Genomic DNA, 16600 nt, shown 5'->3' with positions numbered 1-16600 from the left:
TGATTTGGCTCAAATTTCAGCTTGAAAAAACGAATAGGTGAACCTACTCGAGAGCTCTCAAGCTAAAATTTGAGCAAATCGACGGCATTTGCAGCTGGGAAAAACGATTGTCGACAGAGCCTAAATCATCTTATAAAAGATAGCAGTTATCCTGAGCTTTTGTAAGCTTTTAGAGGTTTGATATTAAAAAAGATTTTTAAGAGAGTTGACGAGTTCTAAATACCTGTTATACTTCGCCTCCATTGAATGGAGAGATGGCCGAGAGGTCGAAGGCGCTCCCCTGCTAAGGGAGTATGGGAGAAATCCCATCGAGGGTTCGAATCCCTCTCTCTCCGCCAGTACACGCGCCCGTAGCTCAGTTGGATAGAGTATCTGGCTACGAACCAGGGGGTCGGAGGTTCGAATCCTTCCGGGCGCGCCATTTTCAGTAAATCACTGAAAAATAATAAAGCACTTCAAAATCAAAGGCCAATACATAGATGTAGTTGGCCGGAAGTGTTCAAACTCCAAATGAATATTTCAAAAGCCAGCTAACTAATAACATTACCAGTTGAGAGCCGTGCTATCTCATCCTCTTTCTCTTTGATTATTCCTTCAACTTTCTTTTGGGAACTCGTGTCTAAGAAAAATAACTTTGTCGTTAAGTCTTGTCCTGTTGAAAGCACTTTATAAGAAATACTTTTCTTGAAATCGTCTACAAAATGATCGAGTGTTTCTTTATCTGATATATCATCTAACTTATCTTTAAAGTCACTAATAATTTGACTTTTTAATATATCGCCTCTCAATGATTGATATTTTGTCTTAAAGTCTTCAAATTCAGAGCCTCGAACCTCAAACGAGTGTTTGCGATTTTGGGTAGGTATTTGAGCTGGTTGCTGTGGTTGATTTAAACTTTCATGAGGCCCATCCATCCTACCTTCTACTCTATCCTCTATATTCTCTGCTACTGTTTGATTTCGCCACATTCCTTTATGAAACTTTTCGAGGCCTAATTCTTCAATCTTTTTACCCTGCGATGCAACTCTGGCAAATGAACTGAGTTCCTTCATTCGCCTATCAGTTAGAGGTCCCTTTGTGTCGTTCAGCCCATCCAGGAGTGAAAAAATAGCAGTCTCACCAATTAATTTATCTCTGGCTCCGGGCATAGTCATTATTTCGCTTCCTTTCCCATAACATTCCCCATCAAGAACATTATATCCGCTTTTTCCTTTCAATCTTTCAATATCAATTTGCGCGCCTTCAAATTTTTCAGGGAAATAGAATTGGCATCTTTGTACATAGCTATCAATCATAGCCTTAAAGGTACCTCCCCCTGGCTTTGGATTATACATGGCCCATACATCAGGTAAGATAACAGCTTCCCCATCATATAGTTTTTCAGCTTCATTAGTAACTCTGGGAAACCAGACATCTTTAGGTTGATGATTGATTAAGGTTTCAACCGAGTCGATGGCTGTAGTTGTATCTAAAAAGTACCCCCCATATTCTTCTAATATTGCCGCCGAGAGGATGTCTTTTTGAGAGGCATAGGCATTATTTTCCCCTAATAAATCAACGGTTTTTTTTAGGTTTGCTCTTTCTTCTTCCGTTAAATGTTTAGCATTTCTATAGAGGTCTTCTACAGGTTTAAGAGTAATTTCTGGATTTAGAACACCTGAAGCTTTAATACCCTCAATAAGATCCTCAGGTACCCACATTATTATTTCTTGATCTTGAGGATTAGGAGTACCGGGGGCTCGATTTTTATTCTTATCCATTACATATTCATTTAATTGTCTCGCTAAATCATTTGGACCATTTTTAAATGAGTCTTCGTATTTACCAGTAGGTAAACGCCCCATCCAAATATAATGAAATTTATTTGTAGGCATAAAACATCCAGATTAATTAATTTACTTTGTGTTTATTTATTATAATATTAGTTTATTATTTAAATATTAATGGATTAATTAAGCGTTGATTTTGTAGAAAGAAACGCGCATCTTTTATCTAAAAGTCGTAATCAACTGCTTCTTAATTTAGAGAACAACAAGAAACTATCATAAATGCTTTAAATTAACTCACTTTGATATTATAATATACTTCTTAACCGCATTGGTTTTGCTATATTTTTACAAATTCGCCTCGCAAAACTAATATAACTAGCACTATCATTGTGTTTTAAATTTAAGAAAGGAATGTCACTAATGCCCCAAAAAATTGTTAAAGTCCTTGATATTGAAGAATTTGATACATTATGTGAACAATATAAATCCGAGCAGGATGTAAGGTTTGAGTTTTCCCCAACTAGTCCCACAACAAATAAAGTGCAAGCAATTTGTCAAAGTCTTTCTAAAGAAAACTCAAGAGATACTCTATGTTTAGATTTTACCCATCACCAATTAAGTGAAAAAGACATTTCCGAATTGGCGACATTTTTGCAATCTGATAAGTGTCCAAACTCTATTAATCTCATACTAACCAAGACATCTCTTAGTAAAAATTCATTAAATACCCTTGCGAATGTCATTGCAAAGGGGTGTAAGGCTTCGGAAGTTAGATTAGGGCTATGTAATAACCGGCTTGGGAATGCTGGCGCTGTAATTCTTGCTAATGCTTTACAATCAGAACATTGTCCAACGACAGTAGCACTAAATTTAGCAAGTAATGATATTTCAGACATGGGCGTCATTGCATTAACGGAGATGCTTAAACTCACGGGTAGCGCGAAGAACTTATCCTTAAATTTGTTATTTAATCCAACAACCAAACAAGGCTCTGCAGCTTTAGTTGAAGGCATGAAATGTGGGGCAACCAAAGATAGCTTAAAAATCCAATATGAATTTAGTAAGCATGGGACAGGTATCATTATTAATTTAAATAATGCACTAAAATCTAATGAGTGTCCCGAAAAATTATCCTTACAATTTGGCGTTAAACATCTCAGCACAAGTGAAGTTACTATATTATTTTCAGCGTTAAAAACAATGAGTTGCCCTGAGCAGCTTGAGTTAGATTTAAGTGAGCAAGGGTTACAGGATGACGGCTTCGCCGCCATTTTAGATGCTCTTCAAAATATGAGTCAAGGGTCAAAAATAAAACTTCATTTGGTATATAATGGGATTAAACAAGAAGGCGCCAAAAAACTCTCAGAATTTATTCGCTCGAATAAGATTGAATCAGAAGTGTATATGGATGTTACTCAAAACTCCTTTGGAGGTGAGGCTGCAAGACGCCTGATTTATGAGGCAATTATTACTAATCCTCAAGTTTTAAACAATCTGACAATGCAGGGACCCAGCGCAGATATCAATGAACTTTGTAGAAACATTCGCAAGAATAGGTTAGCAGATGCAGATGTCACTATCAGTAGGGATAATTCAAAGTACACGGATTTATAGCGTTTTGAACGCTTTGTAGAGAATAAGGATCAATGTCTATTCATGAGCTAGAGTTTTTTTTCTTAATACCTTTATTTGACTTTGCTTCGATTTTTCATCCAGCATCTTTTGCTTCGCTCGTCTTGAGCGCCTTTTCTTTTGGCGCTTTATTTTTTCATTTTCCTGTTGCTCTTTTGTTTTTTCATCACTAACTATTGCCTGTAATTTTTCGCAAAGTCGCATTCTTGCAAAATAGCGGTTATCTTCACGGCCTCTAGATTCCTGACATTTTATTTCCAAACTTGAGGGCAAATGTTTCAAATAAACCGTTGAGGCGGTTTTATGTAATTTTTGCCCTCCTTTACCGCTGCCTATGATGAATTTTTCAATGAGATCAACTTCATTGATATCCAGTTTAATCATAAAGTCGGACAATTTGTCCCATTTTTCTTTATTAATCATCTCAGTTCGTAACCCCTAGAGACTATTCCATAACCCAGCTAGACAATTTGACATGTTTTAAATTATAAGTTTAATTTAATTTCAAGTTGCTATTAATTTAAGGCCTTCAAAATGGTTAAAGTTTTAGTAGCTGCAAGTTTATTTTTATTCCTTCCGCCTATTTTCGCCGCTACTTCTGACAACTGCCAGCCTAATACCGATAGCTATTACGAAAAAAAAATTATTGGAACACGATTAGAGAGTGAAAGCCTTACCCTATTTGGAAAAACTTATTTGGCAATTACAATTTTTAAGCCAGACCATACCTTTATTGGTAAAATTGTCAATAAAGACGATCACAACGACGCAGTAAAAGCAGTGTCTGGCGACTGGAAAATAAAAGATGGCAAACTTTACGAAACAATAAAGGCTTCATTTATTGTTTTCCCTATACCTAACTCGGTTGACCAAATTCTTTGTATGAATGAAACCATGTATAAGGCGAAACATTTAAGTGACGAGAAAACCATTTATACAAGCACCAAGCTCCAGTAATTAATACGAACGATGATTGCTGATATTCTACGTATTGCAGCTCTAGCAATGGGTATTAGAAAATTTTATTCTTGAGAAGACCAGTTTTTGCCATCCACCCAACGTGCAATCAACATACTGCTGACAGTATTTCCAGTTACATTGAGCATAGTCGCAATGGGATCAATAATAACACTGATGGCAGCAACTGCAATTAACACTGAAGGAGGAAAACCATAAACAGTCAATATGAGCAATTCTCCAAGCATACCCCCACTTGGGATAGCCCCCATAACCGTACCTACCAATAATGAAACACCAATCGCTGTCAGCAAAACGCCCGCACCATTAAAATTTAGGTGGAAAATCCCAAATAAAAAAGCAATCTTAAACATTCCACCAATTATTGAGCCATCCTTATGAATGATTGAGCCCAGTGGGATGACTGTTTCATAGATTTCAGAAGAAACATGCATATTTTTAGCAGCGCTCAGATTCGCTGGAATACTAGCAGCACTACTACAGGTAGCAAGAGCCGTGGTTGCCGGCAAAAAAAGATTTTTCCAAAATGACTTTATACCGTTCTCTTTATCAGCGAGATAAGCATAAATTGTAAATACGAAGAAAAAGTAAACAAGAACTGCGGCATAGTAAATTACAGCAATCCGAATATAGTTTTCCATTATTTTAGGACCAAGGTCACTAACTAAAACTGCAAAATAGGCAAAAAATCCAATAGGAGCATAATACATAATGAGCGAAAAAACCCGCATAAAAATCTCTTCACCTGCTTTTAAAAAGTCGACAAAAATCGCTCCTTTTTCTTTGATTAACGCAACAGCAAGCCCTACTAAAATGGAAAAGACAATTAGAGCCGTCATATGCTCGTGTGAGATTAATTTGGTAAAATCAGGAACAGTAAAGATTCCCACTAATTGCTGTGCAAAATTGAGTGTTGATGATTCTTGAAACTTAGGCAATTCTATATAAACTCCCTGTGCAGGAGGGAAAATTTTTACGATAAAAAGAGCATACAATGCTGCTATTAGACCAGTAAGAAGAAACACAGCTGCCATATAAAACATAATTCGCCCTAACTTGCCTAGAGAACCTGATTTGGCTATAGCGGAAGTAATGCTGAAAAAAATAAGTGGGACTATCACTGTAAAAATCAAATTAAGGAAAATATCACCAAATGGTTTTAAAATTTTTGCCTCTTCCTGGAAGAAATAGCCTGCCAGCCCCCCTAAGATAATCGAAGATAATAAAAGAGTAGGGAAAAAATACGAACGAAGTGTTTTATTTTGACTTATCACCAATTTGCATTTCCATGTGAAAATTAACTAATAAAATGGCTTAATAACAGAACTCTTATTGAAAGTCACTTAAGATAAAAAGATTTGTCATACCCCCATTGGAATATATCGTGGCCTAATGCAACCTCTCTGGAGTTTTTCCATTCAGACCAGGTCCCCTTATATCCATGTATGGAAGCTTGAGAATAATAGTAAAATTGTCGTAAAAACTGTAACCGCTCAATGTAAAAAGGAGTTAGCTCTGGATCACTTCTAACAATTAATCCCAGATTATAGAAAGGTGGAATTGCTGCTTGTCGCGCTAAAATTTCCTCAAAACTCACTTTATCCGCATTGTTTAACATATCGACCAAGGCAAGAAAACTAGTTGAGCGCCCTTTACCCCCACGACAATGAATATGCAGCCACGTATTCGCCTCAAGGTGCTTATAAAACTCAACAAATCGATCAACCTCATTATCAACTGGAGCACGATGGTCGCTTACATAAAAACGCACATAATCCAAGCCTTTTTCCTTAACAGCTTCTTCCTCATCTTGGATAGTGTGTATTTCAATACTTCTGCCTTGTAAATAATCGTGAGTTTCGAACTGCTGGGGAGTAAGTACGCCCGAAACCATCATTTGACTTTTCAAAAAAAATAGCCAATTTTTCTCAGCTAATTTAATTTCTTCATTAGTTTTATTGATATTAATCCAGTTATGTGCGGTGGTTAAATTAATTGCCATTCCATTTAAATAACCGTGACTTTCTTGGCGCAAATCAACAACAATGATTTTTTGCGGCATAGCTGGTGCTTGCTGCTCAATATAATTTTTAACTTCCCCCCAACCTACTGCGTTTGGCATCGCACTGGCAGATAAATTCAGGGAGTCTATACCGCTAATATCACCCGAATAGTAGTTTCTTATTAAGCGGATATCGCGAAGATTCATGACGGGATTGACTGAATTTAGAGATTCTTGAACAAGACAGGGGTAAGCTTGAGAACCATCACAATTAAAAAGAACCTCTGAAAAAGCCACTCTCTGGCCGAGGATGTCCAGTAATAGCCCCAGTAGAAGCAGTTGAAGCTTTCCGTAGCTCATAGCAACTCCCATATTCTGAAACTACAGTCTAGGTGAAAATTCAGTTGAGTATCAAGAGTATCGATAAAAAATTACTCACTAAAGTTTTTAACAGGAATAATCACCTGTTGTTCTAAAACTTAATTATGAAGCGTTTAATTTTTTAATTGCATTGAGATAAACATGCTTCTCCATATTTTTTCTAACCGCATTAAACGCTAGAAGTTCATAGTCTTTTAGACTAATTGCCGCGTGATGATTATCCCAGCTAAAAGTAGCCGATTTTTGCAAAATAAAATTAACAAAAATATCTAGCATCTTTAAATCTGGATATAAATCTTCAATCCACAAAAACTGCCCTTGTTGGTTAATCTCAAGAAAATAAATTGCATCTTCAGGAGTGACTATAAAATCAAAGCATCCAAATACCACCCCTAATCTTTTCATGAACACTCGAATCATATTTTCAATCCTTGGGGATAGCTGATAAGGTTCAATTTTTAATTCATTTGGGGGAATAACTCGCCAATCTCCCATTCCCTTCGGATGTTGCTGCGAATCAATTTTTACGGCAACGATGTATCCGCCAAAACAGGTCACTCTTAATTCATATTTCTTTTGTAGTTTTTCCTGAAAGATGCCGGGAGTCATTTGAAGGATATAATCTGTAGGTAATTGATCTAAGGTCACAGTTTTAGTATACGAGAGTCTTAACCTATCGTTCTCTAACCAATGATGCGAAGAAAACCCCTTGTAGATAACATTTTTTTCATCATGCTTTAATATAAACTCTTTAATTCTTTCGGGAGAATTTGATACTAATGTCGAAGGAATATTAAAACCTGAACGAGCTGCCAATTTTAATTGATATGGCTTTGAATTTGCGTATTTGATAGATTCATAGGGGTTAATCCACCATGATCTATTAATTGCCAAGGGGATTGAGTCGTAGAATATAGAGTTTTCTTTTTTAATAAAATCAATATCATTTTGGTGTAAAGTTTCAGGAACAAAGGGACGTCTGGGTCTTCTCCACCACACCACATCAAAAGAACCATCGTCTATTTCTATTGGGGTATCAATATTATTTTCAGACACCCATTGATAGTGTTCATTTGAACAATAAATGCTATTAATCTGTTTTGTAGGTATATCAGCCATAAACCATAATATGCAAGTGTGTCCTTTATCTTCGAGAGCTAATTTTACAAGCTGAGCATGTACATCATCGGGCTCTGTTGCTATCAGAATATTCATAGATTACTCGTTTCCATGTAAGAGATTGTCTTGATGTGACCCTGATTTATATCAGGGTCACGAAAAAATTATTTAATCCCAATCATCATCACGCTCTCTATCTCCCCCAGCTTTTTTAGCAGTATAATAGTGAGTAACGTAGTGCGTTAATTTTCCGGCCCCTCCAGTAACATCATGCAAATCAGACTCACTAATTTCCGTTGATAAGCCATAGGCTAGGACTCGCTCTTTTATATTTTCCATTTATCTTTCCTAGTTGTTATTAAACTTAACAATATGAATCCCTTCATTATTAAGCTTATTATTATAATTTCTCATCCTTGAAATCTTGTGCTTAACCCTTTCGAGATTGCACTGAAGCTAACCAACTTTTCCAAGCCGCTATATTATTTTCCCCAAAATCTTTTCCGCTTATTTTTTTAAAGATTAGGTAAGCTATTTGATGATTATTAGGCTGTTTCAGTTGTAGCAAGGCTATTAATGTCCCCCCACCCTTTTGAGTAATAACTTTTTTTGAAGACTCAGAATCTGCTGCGTTTAGTAATACATGAAGAGCCTTATTCCTATCTGTTGTTGCTGGTGAATCTATCAAACTCAAAAAAGGCATCAAATCGATCTGGGTAATTTTTGACTTACTCATCGTCGCAGCGATGACGCGAATTACATTATTCCTAACACCGATATCTTGATCATTGACGTGTGGCAATAAGAGAGAAAGAATTTCCTTTGGATCATGAAAGTGCCCTATTAAAAAAGCAGCAGCAGCTCTTCTTTCAGGATCGGGATCTTTATTTAGTGTATCTGCTATCAATTGCTTTTCTTTTACAGCACCAGTATTAAAAACTTTCAAGTAAGGTTTTAATTTAGGATGATTAAAGCCGCTGAGGCAATGATAGACAGGGCATGAGTCGCTCCTTTTTTGATTATTAGGCATGAGTTGTAAATCTAAATTTATGAAGTTTACCATCTTATTAATTAAGTCATCTTTGGGCTGGCTTGCAGTTACAACTCGTTGATTAACAAATTGCAATCTATCTGGTTGGTTTTTATCAATAACTTCAATAGTCGTATATTGATTATTATCACCGGGGTATAGAATAGTAGAAAAATTCACAAATAAAAAATTACCCTCTCTTTTTATTTTCTCCTCTAACAAATATTTTTTCATTAAAATTTTTTCAGGGATTTCTTTTTCTAAATTGTCACTTATTTTCCTAAAGTTCTCTTGTAATAAATTTTCAATATACCCCACTTCATTTGAGTATTTTTTTATTATTTCTTCAGACTTTTTGGCATTCGTTCCGTACAAATCAACAACGTTTTTAGAAAATAAATTAGCAGATGAGATTAAACCTAATACTACTAACACTGTTTTTATCACAATTACTCCTTACTCATTATGTGTTTTCTCATTATTTAAATTCACATGATATCTTGTATTTTTTGAAAATATTTCCGTCATCTCATTTCTGTAAATTTCTATGGTATGCATCAATTTCTTAGGCTCCCACATAAATTTTTTAGATTTATTGAGTAGGAAATTAATAAAAATATCTAGCATTTTAAACTCAGAGTTATATTCCTCAATCCATAAAAACTGACCTTGCTCGTTAACTTCAAGAAAAACATAGTCATTGTTAGGGGTCACAATAAAATCAAATGAACCAAATACGATTCCTATTTTGGACATAAAATCTCGTATTTTATACTCAATCATTGAAGGTAGTGTGTAAGGTTCAATTGTCATTTTTCCTTCTGATATTGCTCGCCAATCAATCTGTCCCTCTTCATAACTTTGAGAATTTAATTTTGCGGCCACGAGAAAGTCGCCAAAGCATGTAACTCTCAATTCATATTTTTTCTTGATTTCTTTTTGGAAAATTCCAGGGACGAGTTGTAAGGATTTGTTGCTTGGAAGATCGGGAAAATTGATTTTTGACGTATAAGAAATTTTAATTTTTTTTCCTTCAAACCAAAAATTGGAACAAAGGGGTTTATAGATAACCCCTTCTTTGTCGTGTTTTAACAAAAAATGTCGTATATCTTGAGGATCGTTGGAACAAAGTGTAACAGGAATATCCATACCCGATTCACGAGCTATTTTTAACTGAAGCAATTTAGAATTAGCTCTATGAGCCGACTCTTTTGTATTGATCCACCATGCCTCTGGTGCAAAACTATAGGTTAATGATTCATAGAATAATACATTTTCTCTAACAACAAATTTGTGATCCTTTTTATGAATTATTTCTTTGGGGATATAAGGTTTTCTTGCACGACGCCACCATACGACATCATAATCGTTGTCTGAAATCGAGCTATACTTGTCAGAACTGCTCCACTCATAACCCTCACTGCTAATAGATACTGAATTTTTTTGTTTGGTTGGTTGGTCTGCTGTAAACAGAAGCCGTACTTGATGCCCTAAATTTTCAAGTGCGATTTTAACAAGTATGGCGTGCGTATCATCCGGTTCTGTAGGGATTAAAAACTTCATTTTTTCTCTTTATATGATAATAGAATTAATTATTCTTTCATTAGGGCTCATAATCTGAGCCCTAAATTTGAAGTCAACAATTACCAATCAAACGCAACATCGTATGCAACATCAGCACCTTGTCCACTGCCAGCCGTTGCACGCACTGTCTGTCTACTAGTCATCAGTGCACTACCTCCAGAGACCTTATCTAATTCCTCATTATCGATAGTTTTAGCTAATTGATAAGCAAAAACTCGCTCTTTATCTTCCATTACATTCTCCATATTTTTAATTATTTTTTTAATTAATCTTTAGTTGTACTTGCTATTATCTAACTCCTATTAGATTGTTATCTATCACTAAAGATGATTAATTATCATCAATTTTATAGCGATATAAACTTGCTTAATTATGGTATTGAATTCCTTTTATTTTCATGATATTTGAACTATGATGTTTAAATAAAAATATTTAATAACAATAACTTAATCTGCTTTATTAGCTTATATTGTTATAAATCTTTATTAGAGAAGATAAAAGGAATTTTTAGTGTTAAAACATCAAGGATATGCTTGATTAGACAGATCGATAATCCTATCTGCCATATTAATTGTTTCTTGTCGATGAGCGATTACTATTTGTGTTATTTGTAACTCTTTTAACGCTGCATTAATTTTAATTTCTTTTGCAATGTCCAAATGACTCGTTGCTTCATCTAGAAATAATATCTTTGGCTTTTTATACAATGCCCTGGCAATTAATATTCTTTGCTTTTGCCCACCCGATAATGAGCTTCCCATATCACCAACTAATGTTTCATAGCCCATTGTCATACTCAGAATATCATTATGAATTTGCGCTATTTTAGCAGCCTCATAAACTCTCTCAATATCGATCTTGGCGTCCATGAACGTTATATTATCTAAAATCGAACCACTAATTAAGGAGTCATCCTGCATAACACTAGAACAAATTTCACGGTATCTTCTCTGGCCTAAAGCATCCAGGGAAACATCGTCAACTAAAATTTTACCTTCAGTTGGGGGTATCAATCCCAGCATAATCTTAAGTAAGGTTGTTTTTCCGATACCTGAAGAACCTGTAATAACTACTTTTTCGGCTTGGCGAATATGAACGCTTATTTTATCAAAAATAGGTTTAGAATTACCCGGATATTTATAGGTTACATTTTCGACTTTTATATCACCCTGAATATGTTCTTTTACAATATTTGGGTCTTCAGGGGGGAGAGGTTGAGTCAGAATGTCTGCAATCCTGTTAATTTGAATTGTAATGAGTTTATACTCAAATATCTTATGGATAAACGAAGTGGCTTTATTAACTAATGTCTGTCTATAAGCAAGAAAAGCAACCAACATACCTACTGAAAACTGATTGGTAATAACCAAGGTTGCACCAATACATATTACTAAAACATGCTCGAAATTAAATAGCAAAATATTAGAGACATTATAGACAATATTAGCCTGTGAAATTTTAATATCTGCATTGACTGCCTTAATAAAATAATTTTTCCAGCTTCGGTACATTGTCTCTTCTTTCGCAAAGATCTTAACTGGCATAATGCTTTGGATAATCTCCAAAAATTTTGAATTAACATTCGCATGTTCACCTATAGAGATCTCCGTTTGATTCTTCAAATGATTGTAAGATATTGCTCTTAGAAGAAGATAAATGGTAAATGCGCTGGTAACAATAAGTGTTAGGAACCAACTGTAAACAGACATAATTATTAATGCTAATACAATGACAAGACCATCTAAAACGGTATTAATTGAATCGGTAGTAATTTTACTTTGAATCTCATTGACAGAGTGAAATCTTGATAAGATATCCCCTTTATGCCTTCTCTCAAAATATTCAAGAGGTAGTTTTAACAGGTGACTCATAACACCAGAAGAAAAATATTCTGATAGGCTGTTAGTTAAATAGATTACAAAGTTACTTCTTACATACTCTGTGAAAGCATGAAAAACTGTTAATATTATTACTCCTGTAGCTATTACATAAAGATTATTAAGATTAGTAGTAGTGGCAATATTGTCAGTGACATATTGCAGAAAAAGTGGATTGAGTAATATAAATACTTCGATAGCTAACGATAGTAATAACAATGTGAGCAAACTACTTTTGATACCCTTTACATTTTTAAAAAGGTTAACGAGTTTTAATCTATTACATAAATGAATATTTTTAAATTCGTCATTTTTTTCAACCTCTAGGGCAATCCCAGTAAATGAACTTGATAATTCACTCATAAGAATTTTTCTTCGCCCTGTTGCAGGATCGTGAATCACAACATAATTATGACCCACGTATTTTAAGACCACAAAATGATTCATATCCCAGTGTAAAATAGCGGGACATCTAACCTTCCCGAGCTCTTCAATATCTACCCTTAGTGCCCTGGATTTAAGCTTTAATCGTTCTAAGAGCTTAACCAAATCAAGCATTGTACCGCCATTTAAGGATGGGGTATCTAACTCTCTTAAAGAAAATAAATCGATATCATGACCGTAAAAATTACTTATCATTACCACACAAGCATGACCGCATTCGGAAATTTGATCTTGTCTAATTACCGGAAGTTTATTTTTTTCGGATCTAGACAATTTTAAACTTAACTCCATCATGAAACTTTCCCGTAATAACTGAAGATAGGGTCTAAAATCCATTGCCACATCTTTCTTTTGTCACCGGAAAATACGGCTGTCAGGGTCATTCCATGACTCAGATTAGTCTTTTCCCCATACACATTCACATAATATTTATCAAGCTCCGCTTTAATTTTATAATAGGGTTGCCCAACATTAATTGGTTTGTCTTCTTTGTCATCCGTCAATACAGTTAAATTAATTTCTTTCACTAGAGCTTTATAAATCCCAAATCTTTGGGAAGGATAAGCATCGTATTTTATAGCAACGGAGTCTCCTTTTTTTAAGAAACCAATATTTTGAGCAGGTATGTATAATCTAGCGATTAATTTGGCATTATCAGGTAGTATTTGCAGCAATGCTTTTGATGGATCAATTGATTGCCCCTCTTTGTAAAGAATATTAGTGACAACACCATTAATAGGTGACTTGATTAGCTGGTATTGATTTTGTTTGAATTGGATGAGTTCTAAGTCGACTGATTTTATTCTATTTCTAATTTCTAGTAGTTCGGCCTTTGTATTTTGTAACAATGTCAGTGAAACATAATGTTTCTTATATAACTTGGATAAAGATTGGCAATATTTCTTTTTTATTTGGTATTCATTCTTAAGATTTTTCCTTCTCTGATTAAGATTTTCGAGAAACTCTCTAGTTTTTTCCTGGCCTGCTCGCGCAATAACAAAGAGGGTACTGTTTTTAGTTATACGCTCCCCTTCCTCGATCATTGACTGAGTAATAATCCCTCTGGAATCAGAGTACACAGAAGTAATACCGTGCTCCGTATCTAAATAACCACGAACAACTATTTTTTCTGAGGTTTTTGCAAAAAATAAAAAAATTATAATTATCAAAATAAAAACCACTAAAACGACGCTGATAATTCGATAACTTAAAGGTATATTAATAGAAACACTACCTAAACTTCTATTTAGGCGGCTATCGATTGCCTCTTGTCTGAAGAGTGATGACTTATTATCCATGGGATAATTTAAATGGACGCTAGTTTTTGCAATTTAAATTTAATCGACTCATTATTGCTTTGATTTTTCATAACCCCTCTCACTTGTAATAACTCAAGTAGAATTCTATGAGTTTCAAAAACAGAGTACCTTCCTAAATTCGAGTGTTGAATTTTATTGTTCCCTATGTTACCTATGACTTATTTTTTTCTTGTGGCTATTAAATGATTTGTTTTACGTGGAATAGTGAAGTTCGCGCCCATGAGATTGATGCTCAAGGTATTGTCAATAATGCACATTATCTAAGTTATTTTGACCATGCAAGAACATTACTTTTACGTGAGTATGGCATCGACTGGGTTAAGCTGAGTCATGATGGATTTAATCTTGTTTTAGCACATGCGGATATTCGTTTTTTACACTCACTTCGTGCTTTTCAAACTTTTAGAGTTATTTCAACAGCCAGGCGTGAAGGGAAAATTAAGCTATTGTTTGATCAGACTATTGTTTGCACAAATAATGAAAAACTAATATGTACAGCAGTCAACACCATTGTTTGTGTAGACAGCAAGCGCAATAAACCTGTTTCTCTTGAGCTAATAAAGCAATTCGAGCTCATGGGGTAATTTTGACATACATCGAAGTTTACGATTTTGTTCTATATCGACTGTATGAACTATAATTCTTTTTCAGTATGATGAAAAACGTAATTTCATAAAATGCAACATGGAATGCAACTTCTCTTAATTAAGGAATGATTATGGATTACCAGTTAAATAATAAAACAGCACTGGTTACAGGCTCAACAGCAGGGATTGGTTTCGCCATCGCGCAATTGCTTGCTCAAGAAGGTGTTACTGTTGCTATTAACGGTCGAAGTGAAGCAAGAGTAGCTGAGTCAATAAAAAAAATAAAAGCGACACATGCCGCAGCTAAGCTTATTTCTGCTCCCGCAGATCTAAGCAATAAAAAAGGTATTGAAGCGATTACCCGTTACGTCCCGACTATTGATATTCTTGTTAATAATTTTGGCATTTACGAAACAAAACCATTTCAAGAAATTTCAGATGATGACTGGTTTCGATTCTTTGAAGTGAATGTCATGAGCGGCATCCGCTTAAGCCAACATTACCTTCCTGAAATGCTTCAAAGAAATTGGGGAAGAATTATTTTTATTTCCAGTGAATCAGGATTACAAATCCCCGCAGAAATGATTCACTATGGAATGACGAAAACAGCCCAACTTTCTGTTGCTCGCGGCATTGCAGAAACAACAGTGGGAACAAATGTTACTGTTAATTGTGTTCTTCCTGGACCAACAAGCAGCGACGGTATTAATGATTTTGTTAAAAGTATCGCGCAAGAACAAAACAAAAAGTTTGAGGAAATTGAAAAAGAAGTCTTTACATCTATGCGCCCTTCATCATTACTCAAACGATTTGCCACCCCCAGCGAAGTTGCTGCTATGGTAGTTTACTTATGTAGCCCTTTATCTTCAGCCACAAACGGTGCTGCATTACGTGTTGATGGCGGAATTGTACGATCTATTGCCTAAAAACTTCATGACTGCTATTAATAAAATCAGACTGGCTTAAACGCTAGCCTGATTTTAAAATAAATACCGCGCAAAAGGATATTACATGGTAATCGGCGAACTTTCTTTAGTTATTTCACTTATACTTTGCTCAGCATTCTACCAACTAATCAAAAAATTATGGCTACTGACGAGATGGCTGCTAATGAACAAACCCGAAATTTAATTAAACAATGGGGAAAGCTTCATGCAATCCGTAGTTTATTAGGTTGTGTAGCAACATTGTTCTTTTTGCTTGGCTCACTTGATTAAGCTCGCTCAGCCCCCTTCTCAAGAGCAATCTTAAGTCTTTCCACCCATCTTACATCAATGTAATTGGTTAACATCAAGTCGTGATGTAATGACGCCCTGTTCTCCTTGAAATGTTCACACAAATGAGGACGGTAATAATTGAGTTCGGGAACCTTTAAATCTATTTCCTTTGCTTTTTCGTCGTTAACCCTTACCTGAAGAATTTCTTTAAAGTAAGGATGAGTTTCAAAGTGATGCATTTCTTCAAAAGACATGACGCCCCCTTGAAACGCTAAAGTCCCTTTACTTGCTTCGGACAATCTATCGAAGTAATTGCTTTTTTTGGCGGCAAGATAACGCTTAGCCTCGACATGATATCCTACTAACAAGGCCACCTTAGCAGAAAAGCCCAAATCATAAGCCAATTTTGCTCCTATCCACTCATGGTTAACCACCCCCAAATTCGCCATAGTAAATTGTTGGGTATCAGAAGCAAAATGCCCCATATCATGAAATAAAGAGGCTAGAATAACCTCCCGACTATGTCCTGCTTGCTCCGCAAAATAAGCAGCTTGTAAAGCATGCTCTAATTGTGAGACAGACTCGCCTATGTAGTCAGTATCTTTAACTGATTTAAGACAGGAGAACGCCCTATTAATTTTATTCTCTAGATTCTCCATAG

General features: G+C 35.3%; 17 protein-coding genes and 2 tRNA genes. 7 read left to right on the top strand and 12 right to left on the bottom strand.

The features are described from left to right. Positions 1 to 248: 248 nt before the first annotated feature. Together Lbru_RS03055 and Lbru_RS03050 are read left to right on the top strand one after the other, a co-directional pair. Positions 249 to 338 (top strand) — tRNA-Ser (locus Lbru_RS03055). A gap of 6 nt (positions 339 to 344) precedes the next feature. After that, positions 345 to 421, top strand: a tRNA-Arg gene (locus Lbru_RS03050). A 109-nt stretch (positions 422 to 530) separates the two neighbouring features. Here Lbru_RS03050 and Lbru_RS03045 read toward each other — a convergent pair. After that, the gene (locus Lbru_RS03045; protein WP_058440703.1) at positions 531 to 1874 is read right to left on the bottom strand and encodes a hypothetical protein; all 1344 of its coding nucleotides are present in this window, start codon (positions 1872 to 1874) and stop codon (positions 531 to 533) included. Positions 1875 to 2189: 315 nt separating this feature from the next. Here Lbru_RS03045 and Lbru_RS03040 point away from each other — a divergent pair, with 315 nt between their 5' ends. Next, a complete protein-coding gene (locus Lbru_RS03040) occupies positions 2190 to 3383 on the top strand; it encodes a leucine-rich repeat domain-containing protein (protein ID WP_058440702.1) in 1194 nt (397 codons plus the stop codon). 36 nt (positions 3384 to 3419) lie between these two features. Here the strand turns inward: Lbru_RS03040 and Lbru_RS03035 are convergent, their stop codons facing one another. After that, complete coding sequence (locus Lbru_RS03035; protein WP_058440701.1) at positions 3420 to 3824, bottom strand: peptide chain release factor family protein; 405 nt, start codon at positions 3822 to 3824, stop codon at positions 3420 to 3422. Between the two features lie 111 nt (positions 3825 to 3935). Here Lbru_RS03035 and Lbru_RS03030 point away from each other — a divergent pair, with 111 nt between their 5' ends. Then, positions 3936 to 4358 carry a hypothetical protein gene (locus Lbru_RS03030; protein WP_058440700.1) on the top strand — a complete coding sequence of 141 codons (423 nt, stop codon included), beginning with the start codon at positions 3936 to 3938 and terminating at the stop codon, positions 4356 to 4358. Between the two features lie 65 nt (positions 4359 to 4423). Here the strand turns inward: Lbru_RS03030 and Lbru_RS03025 are convergent, their stop codons facing one another. From Lbru_RS03025 to Lbru_RS02995, 9 genes are all read right to left on the bottom strand, one after another. After that, entirely contained in the window at positions 4424 to 5653 is a 1230-nt protein-coding gene (locus Lbru_RS03025) for a dicarboxylate/amino acid:cation symporter (protein WP_058440699.1), read from the bottom strand. A 65-nt stretch (positions 5654 to 5718) separates the two neighbouring features. Then, positions 5719 to 6741 (bottom strand): phosphatase domain-containing putative toxin, encoded by a 1023-nt coding sequence (locus Lbru_RS03020; RefSeq protein ID WP_065235412.1) that lies wholly within the window; start codon positions 6739 to 6741, stop codon positions 5719 to 5721. Between the two features lie 123 nt (positions 6742 to 6864). Next, complete coding sequence (locus Lbru_RS03015; RefSeq protein WP_058440698.1) at positions 6865 to 7977, bottom strand: MvdC/MvdD family ATP grasp protein; 1113 nt, start codon at positions 7975 to 7977, stop codon at positions 6865 to 6867. Between the two features lie 72 nt (positions 7978 to 8049). Continuing rightward, a complete protein-coding gene (locus Lbru_RS17065) occupies positions 8050 to 8220 on the bottom strand; it encodes a hypothetical protein (protein ID WP_157061480.1) in 171 nt (56 codons plus the stop codon). 91 nt (positions 8221 to 8311) lie between these two features. Continuing rightward, on the bottom strand, positions 8312 to 9358 hold the full coding sequence (locus Lbru_RS03010) for a HEAT repeat domain-containing protein (RefSeq protein WP_058440697.1): 1047 nt from the start codon (positions 9356 to 9358) through the stop codon (positions 8312 to 8314). Positions 9359 to 9367: 9 nt separating this feature from the next. Continuing rightward, complete coding sequence (locus Lbru_RS03005) at positions 9368 to 10474, bottom strand: MvdC/MvdD family ATP grasp protein (protein ID WP_058440696.1); 1107 nt, start codon at positions 10472 to 10474, stop codon at positions 9368 to 9370. A gap of 80 nt (positions 10475 to 10554) precedes the next feature. Then, positions 10555 to 10728, bottom strand: a complete 174-nt coding sequence (locus tag Lbru_RS17060) for a hypothetical protein (RefSeq protein WP_157061479.1) — start codon at positions 10726 to 10728, stop codon at positions 10555 to 10557. 288 nt (positions 10729 to 11016) lie between these two features. Then, on the bottom strand, positions 11017 to 13110 hold the full coding sequence (locus Lbru_RS03000; protein WP_058440695.1) for a peptidase domain-containing ABC transporter: 2094 nt from the start codon (positions 13108 to 13110) through the stop codon (positions 11017 to 11019). Beyond that, a complete protein-coding gene (locus tag Lbru_RS02995) occupies positions 13107 to 14114 on the bottom strand; it encodes an HlyD family secretion protein (protein ID WP_058440694.1) in 1008 nt (335 codons plus the stop codon). The genes Lbru_RS03000 and Lbru_RS02995 overlap by 4 nt, the downstream gene beginning before the upstream one ends. Before the next feature lie 203 nt (positions 14115 to 14317). Here Lbru_RS02995 and Lbru_RS02990 point away from each other — a divergent pair, with 203 nt between their 5' ends. The 3 genes from Lbru_RS02990 to Lbru_RS17905 all read left to right on the top strand — a co-directional run bounded on the left by Lbru_RS02990 (position 14318) and on the right by Lbru_RS17905 (position 15939). Further along, positions 14318 to 14719, top strand: a complete 402-nt coding sequence (locus tag Lbru_RS02990; RefSeq protein ID WP_058440693.1) for an acyl-CoA thioesterase — start codon at positions 14318 to 14320, stop codon at positions 14717 to 14719. A gap of 134 nt (positions 14720 to 14853) precedes the next feature. After that, positions 14854 to 15648 carry an SDR family NAD(P)-dependent oxidoreductase gene (locus Lbru_RS02985; protein WP_058440692.1) on the top strand — a complete coding sequence of 265 codons (795 nt, stop codon included), beginning with the start codon at positions 14854 to 14856 and terminating at the stop codon, positions 15646 to 15648. Between the two features lie 63 nt (positions 15649 to 15711). Continuing rightward, positions 15712 to 15939, top strand: coding sequence for an anthrone oxygenase family protein (locus Lbru_RS17905; RefSeq protein WP_083500803.1), 228 nt, complete (start codon positions 15712 to 15714; stop codon positions 15937 to 15939). Here the strand turns inward: Lbru_RS17905 and Lbru_RS02980 are convergent. After that, on the bottom strand, positions 15936 to 16598 hold the full coding sequence (locus tag Lbru_RS02980) for an HD domain-containing protein (protein ID WP_058440691.1): 663 nt from the start codon (positions 16596 to 16598) through the stop codon (positions 15936 to 15938). The two genes, Lbru_RS17905 and Lbru_RS02980, sit on opposite strands and share 4 nt — an antisense overlap. Between the last annotated feature and the right edge of the window lie 2 nt (positions 16599 to 16600).

The sequence above is a fragment of the Legionella brunensis genome, from assembly GCF_001467025.1.
Classification (GTDB): Bacteria; Pseudomonadota; Gammaproteobacteria; order Legionellales; family Legionellaceae; genus Tatlockia; species Tatlockia brunensis.
The sequence above is the reverse complement of the archived record's forward strand: the minus strand, read 5'-3'. Positions and strand labels throughout refer to the sequence as shown.